Source organism: Pseudomonas sp. IT-P253, from assembly GCF_949768125.1.
In the GTDB taxonomy this organism is placed as follows: domain Bacteria; phylum Pseudomonadota; class Gammaproteobacteria; order Pseudomonadales; family Pseudomonadaceae; genus Aquipseudomonas.
In genome coordinates this window covers 170,263-191,711 of record NZ_CATKPT010000055.1, presented here as the reverse complement: position 1 = coordinate 191,711, position 21,449 = coordinate 170,263, and the positions used below count along the sequence as shown (strand labels likewise).

At 55.6% G+C, this 21,449-nt stretch carries 14 protein-coding genes and 2 pseudogenes; 11 read left to right on the top strand and 5 right to left on the bottom strand.

Features of this window, described 5'->3' with window-relative positions:
• Window positions 1-159: 159 nt before the first annotated feature.
• On the bottom strand, window positions 160-1,077 hold the full coding sequence (locus ACM6IR_RS23320; protein WP_414909875.1) for a LysR substrate-binding domain-containing protein: 918 nt from the start codon (window positions 1,075-1,077) through the stop codon (window positions 160-162).
• Window positions 1,078-1,257: 180 nt separating this feature from the next.
• Here ACM6IR_RS23320 and aspA point away from each other — a divergent pair, with 180 nt between their 5' ends.
• The 3 genes from aspA (at window position 1,258) to ACM6IR_RS23305 (ending at window position 5,831) form a co-directional block, all read left to right on the top strand.
• Window positions 1,258-2,682 carry an aspartate ammonia-lyase gene (aspA, locus tag ACM6IR_RS23315; protein ID WP_414909874.1) on the top strand — a complete coding sequence of 475 codons (1,425 nt, stop codon included), beginning with the start codon at window positions 1,258-1,260 and terminating at the stop codon, window positions 2,680-2,682.
• A gap of 532 nt (window positions 2,683-3,214) precedes the next feature.
• Window positions 3,215-4,666 carry an alanine/glycine:cation symporter family protein gene (locus ACM6IR_RS23310; protein ID WP_414909873.1) on the top strand — a complete coding sequence of 484 codons (1,452 nt, stop codon included), beginning with the start codon at window positions 3,215-3,217 and terminating at the stop codon, window positions 4,664-4,666.
• Window positions 4,667-4,826: 160 nt separating this feature from the next.
• Window positions 4,827-5,831: an asparaginase gene (locus ACM6IR_RS23305; protein ID WP_414909872.1), complete on the top strand. Its 1,005-nt coding sequence runs from the start codon at window positions 4,827-4,829 to the stop codon at window positions 5,829-5,831.
• A gap of 75 nt (window positions 5,832-5,906) precedes the next feature.
• Here ACM6IR_RS23305 and ACM6IR_RS23300 read toward each other — a convergent pair.
• A pseudogene (locus ACM6IR_RS23300) lies at window positions 5,907-6,771 on the bottom strand (SIS domain-containing protein).
• Between the two features lie 377 nt (window positions 6,772-7,148).
• Here ACM6IR_RS23300 and ACM6IR_RS23295 point away from each other — a divergent pair.
• From ACM6IR_RS23295 to ACM6IR_RS23280, 4 genes are all read left to right on the top strand, one after another.
• Window positions 7,149-8,642 (top strand): DUF6531 domain-containing protein, encoded by a 1,494-nt coding sequence (locus ACM6IR_RS23295; RefSeq protein WP_414909871.1) that lies wholly within the window; start codon window positions 7,149-7,151, stop codon window positions 8,640-8,642.
• A 17-nt stretch (window positions 8,643-8,659) separates the two neighbouring features.
• Entirely contained in the window at window positions 8,660-11,395 is a 2,736-nt protein-coding gene (locus ACM6IR_RS23290; protein WP_414909870.1) for an RHS repeat-associated core domain-containing protein, read from the top strand.
• Between the two features lie 11 nt (window positions 11,396-11,406).
• Window positions 11,407-11,781 (top strand): hypothetical protein, encoded by a 375-nt coding sequence (locus tag ACM6IR_RS23285; protein WP_414909869.1) that lies wholly within the window; start codon window positions 11,407-11,409, stop codon window positions 11,779-11,781.
• Window positions 11,782-12,749: 968 nt separating this feature from the next.
• Window positions 12,750-13,064, top strand: coding sequence for a hypothetical protein (locus tag ACM6IR_RS23280; RefSeq protein WP_414909868.1), 315 nt, complete (start codon window positions 12,750-12,752; stop codon window positions 13,062-13,064).
• 62 nt (window positions 13,065-13,126) lie between these two features.
• Here ACM6IR_RS23280 and ACM6IR_RS23275 read toward each other — a convergent pair whose 3' ends face one another.
• Window positions 13,127-15,997, bottom strand: coding sequence for an EAL domain-containing protein (locus tag ACM6IR_RS23275; protein ID WP_414909867.1), 2,871 nt, complete (start codon window positions 15,995-15,997; stop codon window positions 13,127-13,129).
• Window positions 15,998-16,255: 258 nt separating this feature from the next.
• Between ACM6IR_RS23275 and uvrD the strand changes: the two genes are divergently transcribed.
• From uvrD to ACM6IR_RS23255, 4 genes are all read left to right on the top strand, one after another.
• Window positions 16,256-18,439 carry a DNA helicase II gene (uvrD, locus tag ACM6IR_RS23270; RefSeq protein ID WP_414909866.1) on the top strand — a complete coding sequence of 728 codons (2,184 nt, stop codon included), beginning with the start codon at window positions 16,256-16,258 and terminating at the stop codon, window positions 18,437-18,439.
• 159 nt (window positions 18,440-18,598) lie between these two features.
• Window positions 18,599-19,039, top strand: a complete 441-nt coding sequence (locus ACM6IR_RS23265; RefSeq protein WP_414909865.1) for an EamA family transporter — start codon at window positions 18,599-18,601, stop codon at window positions 19,037-19,039.
• A gap of 178 nt (window positions 19,040-19,217) precedes the next feature.
• The gene (locus ACM6IR_RS23260; RefSeq protein WP_414909864.1) at window positions 19,218-20,093 is read left to right on the top strand and encodes a Tim44 domain-containing protein; all 876 of its coding nucleotides are present in this window, start codon (window positions 19,218-19,220) and stop codon (window positions 20,091-20,093) included.
• Window positions 20,094-20,228: 135 nt separating this feature from the next.
• Window positions 20,229-20,636 carry an SMI1/KNR4 family protein gene (locus ACM6IR_RS23255; RefSeq protein WP_007943369.1) on the top strand — a complete coding sequence of 136 codons (408 nt, stop codon included), beginning with the start codon at window positions 20,229-20,231 and terminating at the stop codon, window positions 20,634-20,636.
• Between the two features lie 214 nt (window positions 20,637-20,850).
• On the opposite strand, the gene ACM6IR_RS23250 is transcribed toward ACM6IR_RS23255, so the two are convergent.
• The gene (locus ACM6IR_RS23250; RefSeq protein WP_414909863.1) at window positions 20,851-21,024 is read right to left on the bottom strand and encodes a hypothetical protein; all 174 of its coding nucleotides are present in this window, start codon (window positions 21,022-21,024) and stop codon (window positions 20,851-20,853) included.
• Window positions 21,024-21,290: pseudogene (locus tag ACM6IR_RS23245) on the bottom strand (cation/H(+) antiporter); the annotation flags it as partial. The gene ACM6IR_RS23250 and the pseudogene ACM6IR_RS23245, both read right to left, overlap by 1 nt.
• Between the last annotated feature and the right edge of the window lie 159 nt (window positions 21,291-21,449).

Below are 21,449 nucleotides of genomic sequence, written 5' to 3'. Positions count from 1 at the left end.
CAAAGCGCCGGTTTTATTGACCTCAAGGTCAATCAATTACACCGCAAATCCCCTGTGGGAGCGAGCTTGCTCGCGATAGCGTCGTAACAGTCACCATTGATGTTGAATGTGAGTCCGTCATCGCGAGCAAGCTCGCTCCCACAGGGGTGTTCATTGTGTTCAAGTACCCATGGTGCCTTGAGCAGCGCCGCCTTCCAGCTTGCGCCACAGCAATCGCACGTTCGCCTTGCGCACCAGCGCGCAGCGATACAGGCGAATCTCCAGCGGCACATGCCATTGCGGGCCGCCGCAGACCACCAGTTCACCGCGCGCCAGTTCGGCACGTACGCTGAGTTGCGGGACCCAGGCGATGCCCAAGCCCTCCAGCGCCATGCTTTTCAGGCTGTCGGCCATAGCGGTCTCATAGATGGTGGTGAACCGCAGGGCGCGCTGGCGCAGCAGCATGTTCACCGAACGCCCGAGAAACGCCCCGGCGCTATAGGCCAATAACGGCACACTGGCCTCACCTTCCAGGTCGAACAGTGGCTTGCCATCGGCGTCCGCCGCGCAGACTGGCAGCATCTCGGTCTGGCCTAGGTGCAGCGACGGAAAGATTTCCGGGTCCATCTGCATCGCCGCGTCCGGGTCGTAGAACGCCAGCATCAGATCGCAGCCGCCCTCACGCAGGGCGTGCACAGCATCGCCGACGTTAGTCGCCACCAGCCGCGTGGCAATGTTCAGGCCTTCGTTGCGCAACTGGGCGATCCAGCGCGGGAAGAAACCCAACGCCAGCGAGTGAGCGGCCGCGACCTGCATCACTTCACCCTGCCCGCCCTCCAAGTGATGAAGATGGCGCAGCACTTCACCGAGCTGCTCGACGACGGTCCGCGCGGTGACCAGGAACAACTGCCCCGCCGCTGTCAGCTCAATCGGCGTGCGCGAACGATTGACCAGTTGCAACCCCAGCGCTGCCTCAAGGCTGCGAATCCGCCGACTGAATGCCGGCTGGGTCACGAAGCGTCGTTCGGCGGCCTGGGAGAAGCTGCGGGTGGCGGCCAGGGCGCTGAAGTCCTCGAGCCATTTACTTTCCAGATTCATCACGTCCTCCCGGACACGCACCAATTTAGGTCACACGCTCGCCGCACACGCGGCGTCACATGGGTATTATGCCGAATATGCATAGGCCAGTGTTTAACAGCATTGGCCGAAAATTCTCTACAAGCCTAGCATTTGCAGTGTTCCGGCACAGACCGGGTCCATATCGAGATGATTTCTATCATGTCCTCCGCTGCATCTTTCCGCACAGAAAAAGACCTGCTTGGCGTACTAGAAGTACCGGCTCAAGCGTATTACGGCATCCAGACCCTGCGAGCGGTGAACAACTTCCGTCTCTCCGGCGTTCCGATTTCGCATTACCCGAAGCTGGTTGTCGGCCTGGCGATGGTCAAACAAGCCGCCGCTGACGCCAACCGCGAACTGGGTCACCTGAGCGAAGCCAAGCATGCTGCCATCAGCGAAGCCTGCGCACGATTGATCCGCGGCGACTTCCACGAAGAGTTCGTGGTGGACATGATTCAAGGCGGCGCTGGCACGTCGACCAACATGAATGCCAACGAAGTCATCGCCAACATCGCGCTGGAGGCCATGGGTCACCAGAAGGGCGAATACCAATACCTGCACCCGAACAACGACGTGAACATGGCGCAGTCGACCAACGACGCCTACCCGACAGCAATCCGTCTGGGTTTGTTGCTGGGTCACGACGCACTGCTGGCCAGCCTCGACAGCCTGATCCAGTCGTTCGCCGCCAAGGGCCAGGAATTCAGCCACGTCCTGAAGATGGGCCGTACCCAACTGCAAGACGCCGTGCCGATGACCCTCGGCCAGGAATTCCGCGCTTTCGCCACCACCTTGGGCGAAGACCTGGCACGCCTGAAAACACTGGCACCCGAGCTGCTGACCGAAGTGAACCTGGGCGGCACCGCGATCGGTACCGGCATCAACGCTGACCCGCGTTACCAGCACCTGGCTGTTCAGCGCCTGGCACTGATCAGCGGCCAGCCGCTGGTTCCAGCCGCCGACCTGATCGAAGCCACGTCCGACATGGGTGCCTTCGTACTGTTCTCCGGCATGCTCAAGCGCACCGCGGTCAAGCTGTCGAAGATCTGCAACGACCTGCGCCTGCTGTCCAGCGGCCCACGCACCGGCATCAACGAAATCAACCTGCCAGCGCGTCAGCCAGGCAGCTCGATCATGCCCGGCAAGGTCAACCCGGTTATTCCGGAAGCCGTGAACCAGGTAGCGTTCCAGATCATCGGTAACGACCTGGCGCTGACCATCGCGGCCGAAGGCGGCCAGCTGCAACTGAACGTGATGGAGCCGCTGATCGCGTTCAAGATCTTCGACTCGATCCGCCTGCTGCAGCGCGCCATGGACATGCTGCGCGAGCACTGCATCGTCGGCATCACCGCCAACGAAGAGCGTTGCCGCGAACTGGTCGAACACTCGATCGGTCTGGTCACCGCGCTGAACCCGTACATCGGCTATGAAAACGCCACCCGCATCGCCCGTATCGCCCTCGAAAGCGGCCGCGGCGTGCTGGAACTGGTGCGCGAAGAAGGCTTGCTCGACGACGAAATGCTCGCCGACATCCTGCGCCCGGAAAACATGATTGCTCCGCGTCTGGTTCCGCTTAAAGCCTGATCCGACGCATTACTTGTAGCACCGCTCACCAGGTCGAGGGACTAGACACCTCTCACCTTTTGAGGGCTTGGGGATTGATTCCCCAGGCCCTTTTTTTTGACATTCTGGCGGCACCAAGAATGTCTGGAAGCTGAGAAATGTGGGAGTGAGCTTGCTCGCGATTGCGGTCGTTCATCCAACATTGATGCTGACTGACACACCGCCATCGCGAGCAAGCTCGCTCCTACAGAAAAGCAGCGCCCACATAACCTGATACCGAAAATGTCAGGTGTTTCAAAGGCTTCGCGTCATCGCTTGCACTACAACCGTGCAGACGGACGGCACACTCATCGGTATAGTGCCGCCCCTCTTCGCGTGAGCGGTCGTCGGTAGCGAGGCCCAAACCCATGCGAAACCCGAACTAATAACAAACCCGCAATTTGGAACCGGGACGAATAGTCGCTTCGCCAGTTTTGCCCTGTGCAAACCGGTGTAACGCGGTGTTTCGATCCGCCCAGCATTTGCCTACACAAAAAACAGCGAGGAATACTCCATGCTCGAAGTCATTAACGACTTCCTCTCAGGGAAAGTACTGATCGTGCTCATTGTCGGGCTCGGTAGCTACTTCACGATCCGCTCGCGTTTCGTTCAATTGCGTCACTTCTTCCACATGTTCGCGGTGTTCCGCGACAGCCTCAAAAGCAGCGCCGGCCAACTCAGTTCGTTTCAAGCCCTGATGCTCAGCCTTGCCGGGCGTGTCGGTGCGGGCAACATCGCCGGTGTCGGCATCGCCGTAACTCTCGGCGGGCCAGGTGCGGTGTTCTGGATGTGGGTGACAGCACTGGTCGGCATGTCCAGCAGCTTCTTCGAATGCTCCCTCGGCCAGCTCTACAAGCGCTGCGACTCCGAAGGCCAGTTCCGTGGCGGCCCGTCCTATTACATCCAGCACGGCCTGCAAAAACGCTGGCTGGGTATGATCATGGCGTTCCTGTTGCTGGTGACCTTCGGGTTTGCCTTCAACGGCCTGCAATCCCACGCCGTCACCCACTCGCTGAACAACGCCTTCGGCCTCGACACCACTTACACCGGCCTGGCGCTGGCGGTGTTGCTGGGCCTGGTGTTCATCGGTGGCATCAAGCGCATCGCCAAGGTCGCAGATTTGCTGGTGCCGGTGAAAACCCTGGTCTACATCGGCGTAACCGTCTACGTGATCGTGCTGCAATTCGACCACGTACCCGCGATGCTGATGACTATCGTCAAAAGCGCTTTCGGTCTTGATCAAGCGTTTGGCGGCCTGATCGGCAGCGCTATCGTGATGGGCGTGAAGCGTGGCGTATTCGCCAACGAAGCGGGCCTGGGCAGTGCGCCTAACGTGGCAGCAGTCGCGTCGGTCGAGCACCCGGTGGCGCAAGGTGTGGTCCAGGCGTTCAGCGTGTTCCTCGACACCTTCGTGATTTGCACCTGCACCGCGTTGCTGATCCTGCTCTCGGGCTTCTACACCCCGGGCTTCGAAGGCGACGGCATTGCCCTGACCCAGAACTCACTGGCCGCCGTGGTCGGTGACTGGGGCCGGATGTTCATCTCCGTGGCGCTGGCCTTGTTCGTGTTCACCTCGATTCTCTACAACTACTACCTGGGCGAGAGCAACCTGCGCTTCCTGATCGGTGACAACCGCAAGGCGCTGATCGGCTACCGCGCGCTGGTGTTGGTGTTGATCTTCTGGGGAGCCATCGAAAACCTCGGCACGGTGTTCGCCTTCGCTGACATCACCATGACGCTGCTCGCGTTCGTGAACCTGATCGCGCTGTTCCTGCTGTTCAAGGTCGGCATGCGCATCTTGCGTGACTACGACGACCAGCGCGCGGCCGGGATCAAGACGCCTGTGTTCGACTCGAGCAAATTCCCGGACCTGGACCTGGATTTGAAAGCCTGGCCAGCCAATCCGCCCGCGGCCGCGCCACAGGCTGTAGCCGAGCCGCAAGGCGTACCCGCAGCGCAACGCTGATCGGTAAAAAACCGGGCGCCTTCCCTGCGCCCGACGTGACATAGCGTACGACCGGCGTCATGCTCGGTTGTATGCTGTTTTTGGTGGGGAGCCTGCAGGATCGCGTCGCCTTCTTCGCGAGCAGGCTCACTCCCACAGTCATCGTTCCCGGAGAATGACCATGAACCCTTCGACCTACCCTGCCGCCCAGCACGTCATGGTGCTCTACACCGGTGGCACCATCGGCATGCAAGCCAGCGCCCATGGCCTGGCCCCGGCCTCCGGATTCGAAGTGCGGATGCGCGAATACCTGCACAGCCAACCCGAATTGGTGGTGCCGCAGTGGCGCTTTCGCGAGATGTCGCCGTTGATCGACAGCGCCAACATGACCCCGGCTTACTGGCAGCAGTTGCGTGAAGCGGTGGTCGATGCAGTGGATGTTCAAGGCTGCGACAGCGTGCTGATCCTGCACGGCACCGACACCCTCGCCTACAGTGCCGCGGCCATGAGTTTTCAATTGCTCGGCCTGCATGCCCGCGTATGCTTTACCGGTTCGATGCTGCCGGCAGGCGTGACCGACAGCGATGCCTGGGAAAACCTTGGCGGTGCATTGGTCGCTCTCGGCCACGGCCTGGCACCGGGCGTTCATTTGTTCTTCCACGGCGAACTGCTCGACCCGACCCGCTGCGCGAAGGTGCGTAGTTTCGGTCGGCATCCGTTCAAGCAGCTGGCGCGTCAGGGTGGCGGCGTGAAAGCGCCCTCGATACCTGCACAACTCAACTACAACCAGCCAAAGCAATTGGCGAAGATCGCGGTGTTGCCGCTATTTCCTGGCATCGACGCCGAGATTCTCGACGACCTGCTCAACAGCGGCATTCAGGGCCTGGTGCTGGAGTGCTACGGCAGCGGCACCGGACCGAGCGACAATCCTGAGTTTCTTGCCAGCCTCGGTCGCGCGCGGGACAACGGTGTGGCGGTGGTTGCGGTTACGCAGTGCCATGAAGGTGGTGTCGAGTTGGATGTGTATGAGGCCGGTAGCCGTTTACGGAGCGTTGGCGTGTTATCCGGCGGCGGCATGACCCGTGAAGCGGCGTTCGGCAAGTTGCATGGGTTGCTAGGTGCCGGGCTCGACACCGCCGAGGTTCGGCGGCTGGTAGAGCTCGACCTGTGCGGCGAACTCAGCTGATACAACACCGCCCTTGTGGGAGCGAGCCTGCTCGCGAAAAGGTCGGAACGACCTTCCGGCGATATCAGATCAAAATCAATCGTCGAGGGCTTTCACGACTTGGGTGACAGCCGCAAGCTGCGAAGGCTGCGTTTGACGCTCTTGAGGTGGTTGACCAGGCTCGGCCCGCGCGCCATGGCCACACCTATCGCCAACACGTCGATCACCACCAGGTGGGCGATGCGCGAGGTCAGCGGCGTATAGATTTCGGTGTCTTCGTGCACATCGATCGAGATATTGACGGTCGACAGTTCGGCCAACGGCGTCTGGCTCGAACACAAGGTGATCAGCGAGGCGCCGCTTTCGCCCACCAGGTTGGCCGTGATCAACAGGTCTTTGGAACGCCCAGACTGGGAAATGCAGATCGCAACGTCGGTCGGCTTCAACGTCACCGCCGACATCGCCTGCATGTGCGGGTCGGAATACGCCGCGGCTGTCAGCAGCAAGCGGAAGAATTTGTGCTGGGCATCCGCCGCCACGGCACCCGAGGCGCCAAAGCCATAAACTCGACACGCTGGGCCTGGGACATCAGCAACACCGCGCGCTGCAACTCCACCGGATCGAGCTTCTCGCGAACCTCCATCAGAGTGTGCAAGGTAATGTCGAAAATTTTCAGACTGTAGTCGGCGACCGAGTCGTCTTCATGGATCGCAAACTGGCCGAAGCTCGCACCGGCCGCGAGGCTCTACGCCAGCTTCAGTTTCAGATCCTGAAACCCGGAACAACCAATGGCGCGGCAGAACCGCACGATGGTCGGCTCGCTGATGCCCACACTGTGGGCCAGGTCGGCCATGGAACTTTGCATCACCGCCGCTGGATCAAGCAGCACATGGTCGGCGATCTTCAGCTCCGACTTGCGTAACAGGTGGCGTGACTGGGCGATGTGTTGCTGCAGATTCAAGGTCTGGACTCTTTGTTATTGGCAGGTGCCGGGGATGTAGCAAGCTTGTAGTTATACTACATGAATCGGCTTTTTGCCTGCTCAATGCGTAACTCAATGTCCCCATCCATGCCGTGTGCGCTTCATGTAGCACCGCAACCTTCAGAGCAGGTATCGCAGACTTGTATAGGACGCTGCTGCCGGAGTGTGTCAGGCCTAGGAGCGCGGTCAAATCATCGGCCTCGACCTTCAATGGCAAGCCGTGAGCCATCACGATTGAGTGCTCAGTTATTTCCCAATTACAAAAGCTAACACATACGATAAATATGTACTCATGAAAGATATAAGCATGTGCGACATTGGATACACAATACACGTCTAAATTACAAGGATGTAATATGATGTTAAAACAGCTACCTAAAATCCTATCCATATTTTTTATCCCCTCACTAATTCAAAATGTAATCGCGGAAGAATATTATTGGGAAGTCCAGCCGGAAATTTATTATTGGCCAGAGCCTCCAAAAAAATATCGCTCCCCCGAGCTTGCATGTCGAGATTTTCACGCGAGCACTGAATATAATTGGATGGATTACGACTCAGCAGTTACATCATCCAGTGATGATCAATGGTACTGCTATTTTATGTATGACCCCCATCCGGACGAAGATAAATTTGGGTTCTCAATCAACAGATATGGCGACTCCTGTACGAATGATAAAGTATTCAACAAGCTAACTGGACAATGTGAGATACAAAGTATTGATAGTACGTGCCCTTCAAATATCGCTGGCAACCCTATCGACCTCATAAGCGGTTACAAAATCCAGTCAGAGCAAGATTTACCGACCCGGTATAAAGACAACAACATTGTCGCCATAAAACTCGCACGATACTACAGCAGCGCGAACGGTCTCTGGACCCATTCCTATTCGTCAAGACTACAATTCGAGCCTGACGTGGTTAGGCTAATCCATGCAGATGGCAAAAGGTCGTACTTTGACAAAACTGACGATATATATACTGCTAGACCTCCAGCAAAAGGAAAATTGAGAAAGAGCGATAACAACTGGATATACGACTCGGGCGATAACTTTCGATACGAGTTTGACATCTTAGGAAATCTTTCCAAACTGCAAAAGCACGGCTCCACCCTGAGCATATCCTATGCAGATAAAAAAATATCGGTAAAAGATGACTTCGAAAATTCATTGCATATCGTTGAGGATGAAAAAAAGCAGCCGCTGCAAATCGAGACTCGGGATATTGAAATACACTACAATTACAATAGTTATAAACAGCTCACATCAATGCACGCAACGATTCAAGGGCAATCCAAAAAAAGAGAGTATCTTTATGAGGATTCTCGCGACAACAGGCTCCTAACCGGCATTATAGATGAGCGCGGGATTCGCTACGCTAAATGGACCTACGATGAACAAGGGCGCGCGACATCAAGCGAACATCCCGAAGGAGTCGGCAAAACCTCAATCAGGTATAACACTGACGGATCCTCAACTGTCACGAATGAACTGGGCCAAAAAACACATTATCAATTTGAAGTTATTCATGGCATCAAGCGGATAAAATCCATCAACGGTAGCCCTTCCGCTAATTGCTCTGATTCCAACTCGACTTTTACATATGATGACCTCGGCCATCTTCAATCAAAAACAGACAACAACGGGAATCTAACAACTTATGCGCATAATGAGCAGGGACTGGAAGTATCCAGAACGGAGGCCAGTGGGACATCAGCATCAAAAACGATAGTTACCGAATGGCACCCCACTATGTTTCTTCCAATAACAGTCACAGAACCCACACGGCAGACCCGATATACCTACGACACCCAAGGGCGACAACTTAGGAAAACTATAACTTCACGCTGATTCAGAAGGATCTGATCATGAGCACACTTATATTTAGGGTAGGACTGCTAGCGTTCGCTCTGGGCGGCACCATTATCACCGCCCTGTTTTTTAAAGCTGAAGAGCGAGGTTGGTCTTTCACCTACAACACGGAAGGCCTGCTTGAGTCATCAGATGGACCCCGGACAGATGTAAATGACATCACCCGCTTCAAATACGATACGAAAGGACGTTTGACACACGTTGTCAACGCACTCGGACATATCACGGAACGTTCGAATTTTAACTTTATGGGCGACCCACAAACAGTTATCGATCCCAATGGAATCACCACCGCCTTGACCTACTCGCCACAAGGCTGGGTAACGTCAGTGAGTACTGCCAATAGCATCACTCGTTTTGAATACAATGCTGTCGGTGACATTACCAAACTGATTCGCGGCGACAGTGGCTGGTTAACTTACACTTGGGACGACGCCAGAAGGCTCATTCGAATCAATAATAGCCTTGGGGAAAAGGTCGAATTTGATCTCGACCCAATGAGTAACCGTACCGCTATACGGTTTAGTGACAATGTAGGTAATCTGACCAAGCAACATCGAAATGTATATGACGAACTCGGTCGCTTATTAAACTCTGTGGGGGCTTCTGGCCAAACCAGTCGCACGCAATACGACCCGAATGATAATCCGACCATCCTTACCAATCCCCTCAATTACAGTCATACCGGAACCTATGACTCACTCGACCGATTGGTGAAAAACACCGACCCACTGAACGGTATCACCCAGTTTGAATACGACACTCAGGATAACCTCACTCAAATTGTTGATCCTCGGGGCGTTAAAACTAGATATCAGTACGATGGACTAGGCAACCTGACGATGTTGGATAGCCCTGACAGCGGTACCAGCACCTATAAATATGACGTCGCTGGCAATAACACACAACAGACGGACGCACGCGGCGTAGTCACGTCCTTCACCTATGATGCCCTTAATCGTTTAGCTGCCCGCCACTATCCGGCAAACCCGGAACTGGACACCCGGCTCCACTACGACTCAACTGTCGCAGGCAACATAGGTATCGGTCGATTGACTTCTGTGGAAGATATCAACGGCGTGCTGAATTACATCTACGACGCTCAAGGTAATCTCTCAGCCCAATTGCATACACCACTCTCGAATTCAGCAACACAACTGGAAAAATTGGGTTATGGATACGATGGCGCAAATCGACTCAGCCGAATCGACTATCCGGCGGCCTTCAGCGTCATTTACTTGCGCGACTCCGCAGGACAGGTCACTCGAGTGCAAATTCTCCGTGACACAGAGAAACCAATCAACTTCGCGAGCGAGATTTCATATTTCCCTTTCGGTCCGCTCAAAAGCCTGGCGTGGGGCAATGGGACTACGCTTCAGCGTACCTACGATCTGGACTATAGGCTAACGGGACAAACCGTCGCTGGATGGAGCAACACCTACGCATACGACTCCATCGGAAACATCACCAAAATTCAGAGCAGCTCTCTCGGTGATCTTAACTACAGCTATGACGCGCTTGATCGCCTGACAGAAGAAGCAAATGTCAGCTACCAGCAAACCTTTACTTATGATGCGGTAGGTAACCGTAACAGCAAAACACTCACTCCACTGGCTAGTGAAAAAGGTCAAGACAGTGCTGTCACAACCTACCAGTATGGCGACAACAATAATCGTTTGATCGAAATAGATGGCCGTCTGGTCAGCACCGATGTGGCTGGTAATCTCATCAAAAATAAAGCCAATCGCGAATTTTCATACGACGAGCAAAAACGACTTAGCACAGTCAAGATTGACGGAGTGGTGCTGGCTCAGTTTCGCTATAACGCTCTAGGTCAACGCACCCAGAAAATCACTCCACAGGGTGTTACCACATTTCTCTATGGACTTGGCGGAGAATTACTGGGTGAAACGCAGTTTGACAGCCACGGAATGAAGCTTACAAGTCAGTTTTATTTCTGGCTCGACGGAATGCCGTTGGGCGGCGTGAACGTTAATTACGATACGACAGGTGCACTTGCTCGCAGCGACCTGTTTTATCTCCACAGCGACCACCTCAATACACCGAGCATCGCAACAAATGCGGCTCGGGACATGGTGTGGGAGTGGAAATCCGATGCCTTTGGTGTTGGGAAGGCCAGTGGTTCCTTGAATCTCAACCTCCGCTTCCCTGGTCAGTACTATGATGTTGAGACTGAACTACATTATAACTACTTCAGGGATTACGACCCGAATACAGGCCGGTATGTGCAGAGTGATCCGATTGGGTTGCGAGGTGGGTTGAATACTTATGGGTATGTGTATGGAAATCCCATCAATTTCATCGACCCGTATGGGTTGGCTGTAGGGTTCGATGACTCGCTTGGAATTGGAGGACTAGAAAAAGCTTACGACAAAATGAGAGGGACGAAGCACGGCGAGGAGATTTGTAGAAAACTGGAGGAGTCTCCAAATTATTACTTAATTACAACATATGGTGCCAATGGTTCTGCTTGGTATGATGGTAAAAACAGGGCAATTCGAATTGACCCAAATTTTAGCCCTATGACAAACACCACACAAGGTGATCGGCCCGCAGATACGACCACAATTATGGCGCATGAGGTCGGACACGCCGCGACTAAAATATGGGACGATGGCACCAATGAAATGAACAATATTAGTGCCAACGAAAACCATGTCAGAAGGGAGCTCGGCCTCCCCGAAAGAACTAGCTATGAATATAAACCGTGAGGGATCTAAAAATGGAAAAAATATTAATGGCAGTTTTTACCTTGGCTTTTAGTCTGCCCACGGTTGCCCGAGAAAATTGTATCAACTCGTACTGGATTCCTTTTGATGCCGAGCTTTATGCGCCGGAGTCAGAATTAACAATTGAGGCGCGAGCGTTTGAAAAGGGTTCAATACCTAAGTCTGTAGCAATCTCACTAGCCCCCGAGAACTTCCCAACAACCGAAGTGCAAGCCTATAACCCTAAGAACGTAAGAGCTGTTGTTTTGACGTCCGGCGCAGAAATATACATAGACAGATTTGGGTGGGTTCGCCAAGGGAGCGCATACGGGAAAGCGGATATGGCAGAAATAGAGGAAAAATTATCTAGGTCATGTGAAGAAAAGTAGTTTTACATCCAAGAGCAACAACCCGTCTGAAAATTGGGGGTACTGCATGACTCTTCTTGAAAAATGGGGCATCGGAAAATAAAGATGATTTACATTTAAGAAAGTAACTTCGTAAAACGGATGCAATTGTTTTCTGAACTTGCGAACCAGGAACATATTGAACTAGTGATCTGGCTGTATCCGGAGTCGAGCATTGACAGCATCATTGGAGAAAATGTTTTTGCATCAACCACTGTCAATGCAGTTCCAGTCACAACCTACAATAGTGGCAGTGTCGCTAGGTGTACTAACCGAGACAAGTTCTGAAGGCGCATACTATTAATATCAAAATAAAGATATCGAAAATATCAATATCAGCATTGGTCGTTACGATGTTTATAATTTTTACCGCCATCATGTTCAAATATCACAGCCCGGTGGATATTGAACGTGTTTGCAAAGACGCCTCGCCGCCGCTAGTAAATGATATAAATAGCTGCAGCCTTGTTGATCAAGTGCGGATGACTCTTCAGGCGAGTGGTTACAACCCTGTTTTACTCGAGAATACAAAGGCGCGTGGCGGATTACTTAGGGGACAGTTCCATCTACAAACGTTTGAAATAACCAACTTTAAAGTAGATGGTGATTCGAATATGGGAATCGCTCAATTTAGCTTCATCAATGGACGGCTATCTTCCATTTCCTACCTCCCAAATACTCCAGACGCTATATTCAAGCTATATCCAGAAGTAAAATCGGAATCGATAAGCGTGAAACATCTAACAACCTATCAAGGGCGGCAGTACATATCATGGTCAAATGAACACCTCGAGGCTTATGTAAGATGGTGGATATCAAGATTCTCATAGATATGCAATAAAATAATATCGCCTTACAAGTTCGCGCTATTTTTTTACCCACACCTTAGCCAAGTTAGATATATTGATCGTGCAGGACGCAATCAAACTTAATTACAGGAGTTACACACTATGAGCATTAAAACCAAAAGCTGGACCGCACAAATCGACCGCATGCCTGGCGCAGCTTCTTTCCGCGCCTTCGGCACCGTAACCGTTGCACACACAGGCATTACCCCTAAACTGGTAATGACAGACATTCAGGATAAATCCTTTGACCTGCGACTGGAGTTGCTTCTCGAAAACTCCAACGAAGTTTCGTTGCAAGTTGAAACAGACAAAGTTGTCGAATATAAAGCACTGGGCAATTCCAATGTTTCAGGCGTGAGCATCTTCTATAAAGGTGAACAAATTCACCACATCGATGATGTTCTGATTACAAACTAAGCGCCTACAAACGCCTTCCCCTCACTTTACGTGGCAGGAAGGCGTTATTGTGCGACGCACTTTCAGGGGGCCGATTGCGCTCGCAGAAGGCCCGCCAACCCACCCGCTTCTATCGGGCGGCTGATCAAATAGCCCTGTACTTCATCGCAGCGCTCGGCTTTCAAAAACTCAAGCTGCTCCGGCCGCTCTACCCCTTCAGCCACCACTTTGAGCGACAGCCCATGCGCCATGGCAATAATCGCCCGGGTGATCGCTGTATCCTCGCTGCTTTCCCCCAGACCGCGGATAAATGCCTGGTCGATCTTCACGTAATCCACCGGGATGCGCTTGAGGTAGCTCAGGGACGAATAGCCGGTACCGAAATCATCGATCGCCAGTTTCACCCCCAGATCGCGCAATTGCTGGAAGGTCGCGATGATGTGCTCGACACTGTCCAACAACTGGCTTTCGGTGAGTTCCAGTTCCAGATAGTGCGGAGCAAGACCTGTTTCCTCCAGCACTTGGCGCACCAGACTGACCAGTTTGCCGTGACGCAATTGATACACCGACAGATTGACCGACATCCGAATCGGCTCAAGCCCCTGACGCTGCCACTCACAGGCTTGCCAGCAGGCCTGGCGCAGGACGAACTCGCCGATCGGACCGATCAGCCCGGTTTCCTCGGCCAGGCCGATGAAATCCCCCGGCGGCACGCGACCCATGGTCGGATGATCCCAACGCACCAGCGCCTCCGCGGCGTTCAATTTGCCTGTGGCGAGACATAGTTTCGGCTGGTAGAACACCTTTAGCTGCTTCTCTTCTATGGCTTTGCGCAGCTGATTTTCCAGCTGCAACCGCTCAAGTGTGCTGGCTTGCAGGCTGTCGGTGTAGAACTGGAAATTATTGCCGCCCAAGTGCTTGGCATGCTGCATGGCCATATTCGACTGGCTGACCAACGCGGAAATTTCCCGGGCGTTGTCCGGTAACAGGCTGATGCCCATTGAGGCGCTGACCACCAGCTCATGGCCGTCGATGACCACCGGTAAACGCAACTTGGTCGACAAGCGTGTCGCCACCCGTGCCAGGCTCGAGAGGTTGCCGTAGGCGTTGAACAGCACGGCGAACTCGTCTGCGGACAACCGTGCGATGGTGTCCGCCTCAGGCAACGCGTTGACCAGCCGTCGAGCCATTTTCTGCAGGAGTTGGTCAGCAATTTCATGGCCCAGGCTGTCGTTGAGCAGCTTGAAACGATCCAGATTGATGTGCAGCAACGCAAGATTGCGGTGGCTGCCCTGACGCACCCGTTGATGAGCTTCGCTTAATCGTTCGCGGAACAACGAACGATTGGCCAGGCCCGTCAACTCGTCGTAATGGGTCAGGTAACGCATACGCTCTTCGGATTCGCGCCGAGCCGACAGATCGGCAAAGAAGCCGACGATATGGCTTACATTTCCCCGAGCATCGCGCACCGCACTCAGGTGCAGCCATTGCGGATACAACTCGCCATTCTTGCGGGTTTCCACCAGCTCGCCCTGCCAGCTGCCGTGCTGTCCCAAGGCCTGATGAATGGCCCCGAAGTGCCGACGAGCGTCGCGACTGCACGGCAGCTCGACAACATTGCGCCCAAGCATGTCATCGATGTCATAGCCGGTGACTTGGCTGAACGCCTGATTGATGGCGATCAGTACGTAATTCGGGTCGAGAATCACGATACCTTCACTGGCCGCTTCGAACACCGTCGCCGCCAGTTGCCGCTGCTCTTCCAGACCTTTGCTGACGCTAATGTCGCGACGGGTGCCGACCATGCGGGTCACCCGGCCGGACTCGCTTCGCTCGACGGCTCGCCCGCGGTCCTCGATCCAGACCCAGTGACCGTCGCCATGGCGCACACGGTATTCGATTTGGTAGTCCTCGCTACGGCCCTTCAAATGCTCGACCAATGCGCGTTTAAGTGACGGCAGATCATCAGGGTGCAGGCGCGGTTTGAGATGGCGCAGCATCGCCGTCACATGGTCCGGCTCCAGGCCGAACAGCTCTTGAAGTTGTGTGTGATGGACTTCGTCGGTTTGCAGGTTCCAGTCCCACAGCCCCAGCTCACTGGCCTTCAACGCCAACGCCAGACGTGCTTCACTTTTGCTCAAGGCCTGGTTGGCAACGTCCAGCTCCAGGCTGCGCTGGGCGACGCGGCTTTCCAGCCCGGTCTGAATTTCCCGCAGTTCGTCTTCAGCACGACGGCGCTGGTCGATTTCCTTGGCCAATGCATTATTTAGCTGGGCACCGCGGCTTTGAGCCTCCTGCAAATGCTCGATCAAAGCCTGATTCTGGAAGCGCCGCAGCAGCTCGCGATCGATCAATCGATTGACCTGCCAGGCGACCACGCTCAAGGCGCCCAGCAAAATCAGCCCAAACCAGCCCCAACCCTGCCCCTGCTCGTCACCGCCCCAAAACAGATAGCCGATAGCCGGCAACAGACAGGGCAAGGTAAAGGACAGGAATGCCGGCAGGCTGACCGCATAAGCAACACTGGCCGACAGCGCAGCCGCGCCAATCAGGCCGAACACCCAGGCTTGCTGTATGAAATCGTCGGCAGGGACCAGCGCGATGCCGGCGCCGGCCAGGGTCAGGCCGGTCATGGCCGAGCCCAGTAAAAACATGCGACGCCAGACCGGATGCGCCTGGCGATTGGGAATCGCCGAATCGAAGGCCGCGACCTGAATCACCCGCAACGCCACCAGCGACAACAACCACACCAGCCAGACACTGACCAGGAAGTAGCGCTGTGGGCTCCAGAGCAAACCGGCGCAAACCAGACCATTAATCAACATGAAGAGCGTGGGCAGCAACGAACCCTGGTAAAGCAGGCGCGTGCGCTCAACCGCCATTTCCATGGCGTATTGTTTGCGGATAACCCGGGGCTCCACAATGGGGCCCGACAGGTCAGAGCTGAGGGTCATAGGCAGTGTTCTTGTTCTTATAATGATGAGCATGAGCCCGAAACGTCGACGGAGCATACACAAGCAAGTGCCCGGACCAAACAGCTGCAGGTCATAATGTAGACGAAAGTATCCACAGCGCCCGTCAGCGTAAAAGCCGTCAGGCGAGCCCCGCCAATGCTTCCAGCGAATGACTGACCGGTCGTCCTCCAAGTAACTTTCATCGGCTAAATCAATGCGGAGTTTGCCCGGTGTGGCGCAGCCCCCTAGAATGCCCCGATGCGCGATGATCTCTCCCTTCTGCTGAATTCCCTCAACGATGCCCAACGCCAGGCCGTAGCCGCCTCCGTGGGTCGTCAGTTGGTCCTGGCCGGTGCTGGTTCCGGTAAAACCCGAGTGCTGGTGCACCGTATCGCCTGGTTGATCCAGGTCGAAAACGCCTCGCCTCACTCAATCCTGTCGGTGACGTTCACCAATAAGGCCGCTGCCGAGATGCGACATCGCATCGAGCAGCTGATGGGTATCAACCCGGCCGGCATGTGGGTCGGTACCTTCCACGGCCTGGCGCACCGCTTGCTGCGGGCGCACTGGCACGAAGCCGGCCTGAGCCAGACGTTCCAGATTCTCGACAGCGACGACCAGCAACGACTGGTCAAGCGGGTCATCCGCGAGCTGGGCCTGGACGAGCAACGCTGGCCGGCCCGTCAGGCTCAGTGGTTCATCAATGGACAGAAGGACGAAGGCCTGCGTCCGAAACACATCCAGGCCAGCGGCGATTTGTTCCTGGCCACCATGCGCAACATTTATGAGGCCTATGAGGCCGCGTGCCTGCGCGCCGGCGTCATCGACTTCTCCGAACTGCTGCTGCGCGCCCTCGACCTGTGGCGCGACCACCCGGGGTTGTTGGCGCATTATCAGAAGCGCTTCCGGCACATTTTGGTGGACGAGTTCCAGGACACCAACGCCGTGCAGTACGCCTGGTTGCGCCTGTTGGCCAAGGGCGGCGACAGCCTGATGGTAGTGGGCGACGATGATCAGTCGATCTACGGCTGGCGCGGCGCGAAAATCGAGAATATTTATCAGTACTCCGACGACTTCCCGGACGCTGAAACCATTCGTCTGGAGCAGAACTACCGCTCTACCGCCGGGATTCTCAAAGCAGCCAACGCCCTGATTGCCAATAACACCGGGCGTATGGGCAAAGAGCTATGGACCGACGGCGGCGAAGGCGAAGCGATCAACCTGTACGCCGCATTCAACGAGCACGATGAAGCTCGTTATGTTGTCGAAACCATCGAAAGCGCGCTTAAAACCGGTCTGGCTCGCAGTGATATCGCGATTCTCTACCGCTCCAACGCCCAATCGCGCGTTTTGGAAGAAGCCTTGCTGCGCGAGCGCATTCCTTACCGTATCTATGGCGGTCAGCGCTTCTTCGAACGGGCAGAAATCAAGAACGCCATGGCTTACCTGCGCTTGCTGGAAGGCCGAGGCAACGATGCAGCACTGGAGCGGGTGATCAACGTGCCGGCCCGCGGCATTGGCGAGAAAACCGTCGAAGCGATTCGCGACCATGCGCGCCACAGCGATGTATCGATGTGGGAAGCCATGCGCCTGTTGGTCGTCAATAAAGGCCTGACCGGGCGCGCTGCCGGGGCGCTCGGGGCGTTTATCGAGCTAATCGAAAACCTTGCCGCCAAGTGCATGGAAATGCCACTGCATCTGATGACCCAGACCGTTATCGAACAGTCGGGGTTGATCGCCTACCACGAAGCGGAAAAAGGCGAAAAAGGCCAGGCCCGCGTAGAAAACCTTGAGGAGCTGGTCAGCGCCGCGCGCAACTTCGAAAACGCTGAGGAAGACGAAGACCTGACGCCATTGGCGGCGTTCCTCGGTCATGCGTCCCTGGAAGCTGGGGATACCCAGGCTGACGAGCACGAAGACAGCATTCAGTTGATGACCCTGCACAGCGCCAAAGGGCTGGAATTCCCTTACGTGTTCCTGGTGGGCATGGAAGAAGGCCTGTTCCCGCACAAGATGAGCCTGGAGGAACCGGGCCGGCTTGAGGAAGAGCGTCGCCTCGCCTATGTCGGCATCACCCGGGCCATGCAGAATCTGGTGATGACTTATGCTGAGACCCGACGCCTGTATGGCAGTGAGACTTACAACAAGGTGTCGCGTTTCGTACGTGAGGTGCCGAAAGGTCTGATCCAGGAAGTGCGACTGTCCAACAGCGTCAGCCGTCCGTTTGGTGGCGGTCAGCAACAGAGTTCCAGCAGCCTGTTCGGCGGCAGCGAGATTCCAGACACCGGTTTCAGTCTCGGCCAGACCGTTCGGCATTCAGTGTTCGGCGATGGCGTGATCCTGAACTTCGAAGGCGCCGGGGCTCAGGCTCGGGTCCAGGTCAACTTCAGTGAAGGCAGCAAGTGGCTGATGCTCGGCTACGCGAAACTGGAAGCGATCTAAAGGCTATCGAATAGATATTCTGTGGGAACGAGCCTGCTCGCGAATGAAAGCGCCTCGGAGTATTCGATAATCCGCGGTGCGGCTTTCGCAAGCAGGCTCGCTCCCACAGGGCTTTTTGTTTAACCCTGCGAAACAAGCTGATCTGAATAGGCGCAAATGATGGGCTCGGGCTTCTTTTCTTCCTGGACATTCTGGGCCCTGTTGTCGGCGGCGTTTGCGGCCCTGACCGCTATCTTTGCCAAAATCGGCATCGAAAACGTCAATTCCGATTTCGCCACCCTGCTGCGCACCATTGTGGTTTTGATCAGCCTGGCCTTGATTTTGTACGCGACGGGCCAATATCAGTCATTAGGATCTATCTCCGCCAAGAGCTACTTGTTCCTGCTGCTGTCCGGACTGGGCACCGGAGCGTCGTGGATTTGCTATTTCCGGGCCCTGAAACTCGGCCCGGCCTCTCTTGTTGCCCCGGTCGACAAGCTCAGCGTGGTATTTGTGGCGGTACTGGGCGTGATCCTGCTGGACGAGAGGCTCGACCTGCGCCAATGGGGCGGAATCGGTCTGATTACGGCCGGGGTCGTGATGCTGGCGTTGCGACGCTAGGTAACCGTCCGACACAACCTATCTACTTGTCCTACAGAGCAACGTAACAGGCCTTATTGCGCTGATTTAAGCTGAACACAACCTGTCAGGCAAAAGCCCGAAACACTCTGCCGCTAGCCAGTAACACTTCAGCTGTGCAACATGGCGCGCGTGCCATCCACAAATGGGAATTCCCTTTATGAAACGTTTTCTTAGCATCGCCATGGCGTTGTGCATCGGCCTGACGATGAGCCTCGACGCCAACGCCAAGCGCTTTGGTGGCGGCAAAAGTGTCGGCGCCGCGCCGACCCACCAGACCAGCCAAATGGCTCCTTCTTCTTCAGGCATGGGCGGCGCTGCGGCGACCGCTGGTGCTGCCGGCGCAGCTGGCGTTGCTGCCAAGGCCGGCGGTGCCTCGCGCTGGCTCGGCCCTCTGGCCGGTATCGCTGCCGGCGGCCTGTTGGCCTCCATGTTCATGGGCGGCGGCTTCCAGGGCATGCAGATCTTCGACATCCTGATCATGGCGGTCATCGCTTTCCTGATCTTCCGCTTCATCGCTGCGCGTCGTCGCAAGCAACAGGAGCACATGGCTCCGGCTGGCCACGCGCCGATGCAACGTGAAGTGTTCGAGCAAAAGCCTGCCGACGGTTCGATCTTTGGCGGCTCGGCAGCACCTGTTGCCGCTCGTCCGGTGATCAATGCTCCGGCCTGGTTCAATGAAAAGAACTTCATCGAAGCGGCCCGCAACCATTTCCAGTCCTTGCAACAACACTGGGACGCCAACGAAATGGACAAAATCGCGGAGTTCGTGACCCCACAGATGCTGGAGTTCCTCAAGCGCGAACGTGCCGACCTGGGCGACGGGTTCCAGTCCACGTACATTGATAACCTCAATGTTCAACTGGACGGTGTGGATGATCGCGCCGACAAGACCATCGCCACCCTGACCTTCAGCGGTGTGTCCAAGACCTCGCGTTTCGACCAGGGCGAAGTGTTCAGCGAGAGCTGGAACATGGAACGTCCACAGGGCGAAAACCAGCCTTGGCTGGTCGCCGGTATCCGCCAGAACGGCTGATCCCTCCTGCGTTAGCATGCTGTAATGAAAACCCCAGCCCAGGCTGGGGTTTTCTATTTCGCGGTTGCATCTATAGCGAGCTACTGTATAAACCGCCCCATATAAACCGCGCCATCAAGCAAGAGGATCCCGGACGTGGAAGAAATCATCGAACAACTACGTGAAGCCAACGAACCGGTACCGGTCCCCTTGGAGTTGCCCGACGAAGATCAGATCGTGGAAATCGAAGAACAGCTGTTCATCGACATTCCGTTTGTCTTCAGAGAATTTTTGCTGACCGTCAGCGACGTGGTCTACGGCAGCCTGGAGCCGGTGACCGTCACCGACCCGCAATCCCACACCTACCTGCCGGACGTTGCCGCCAATGCCTGGGATGCCGGCGTGGATCGCAGCATGATTCCGATCTGCCAGGACGGTGATGACTACTATCTGGTCGAAGAAGACGGCACCGTGGTGCTGTGGCAGGCCGAAGAAGAGCTGATTGCCGAAGAAACCTGGGAATCGGTATGGCACTGGGCGCGGGATGTCTGGCTGGAAAGCTGATCGGACTCGACTTGTAGCCTGTAGCTTATAGCAGCTGGCGCAGCCTGCGTTCGGCTGCGAAGCAGTCGTAAATCCTGACACTCGGTTAACCTGAATAACCTCATCGCCTGAATTGCGACTGCTGCGCAGCCGAACGCAGGCTGCGCCAGCTGCTACAGAGATATCAGTGGCCTGACGATTCGTTGTGATTGTCCAGGGTTTCCAGCAGGGCCACCTACATGCGCGTGTGGACGCGGATGAACCAGCGCCAGAGTAGCGCCGCTACGGCGGCCGCGACCACGGCGATCAGCATCAGCAACTTGTTGGTCGGCAAAATACTCGCCGACAAGGCTGCCAGCAGCAGGAAAATCACCAGCAGCGAGAGGATCGGAATCACCTCGGCGATCACCCGACGCACTCGCTGCGTGCGAGTTTGACGACCAGCAGGCAGAAGCCGAAACACAGTCCCAGTACGGTGATCAGCAGCATTTCGTTGCTATCGAACTTCGCTACGTCGGCCAACAAACGCGGCACCAACAGGATGCCGATGACCAGTGCGACGATCATGAACAGCGAAAGCTTGCCGACCGTGAAAAAGACTTCACCGGAGCTGACTGTACCGCCGACCGCGATGCTCGACAGCAAGGCAATGATGCCGATACCGAGGATGCCCTCCTCCAAAGGTGGACTTTTGGAGGTTAACACCGCGACTTCCGGCGAAAAGCCGGTGCAATATATGGAAACAGATCGATCCCGGCGTGACGGCAGCCAGCCGCCCGGCGTCCCGATAACTGTTGGTTTGAAAAAGCTGACAAGGCACCCGCAGAGGTGCGC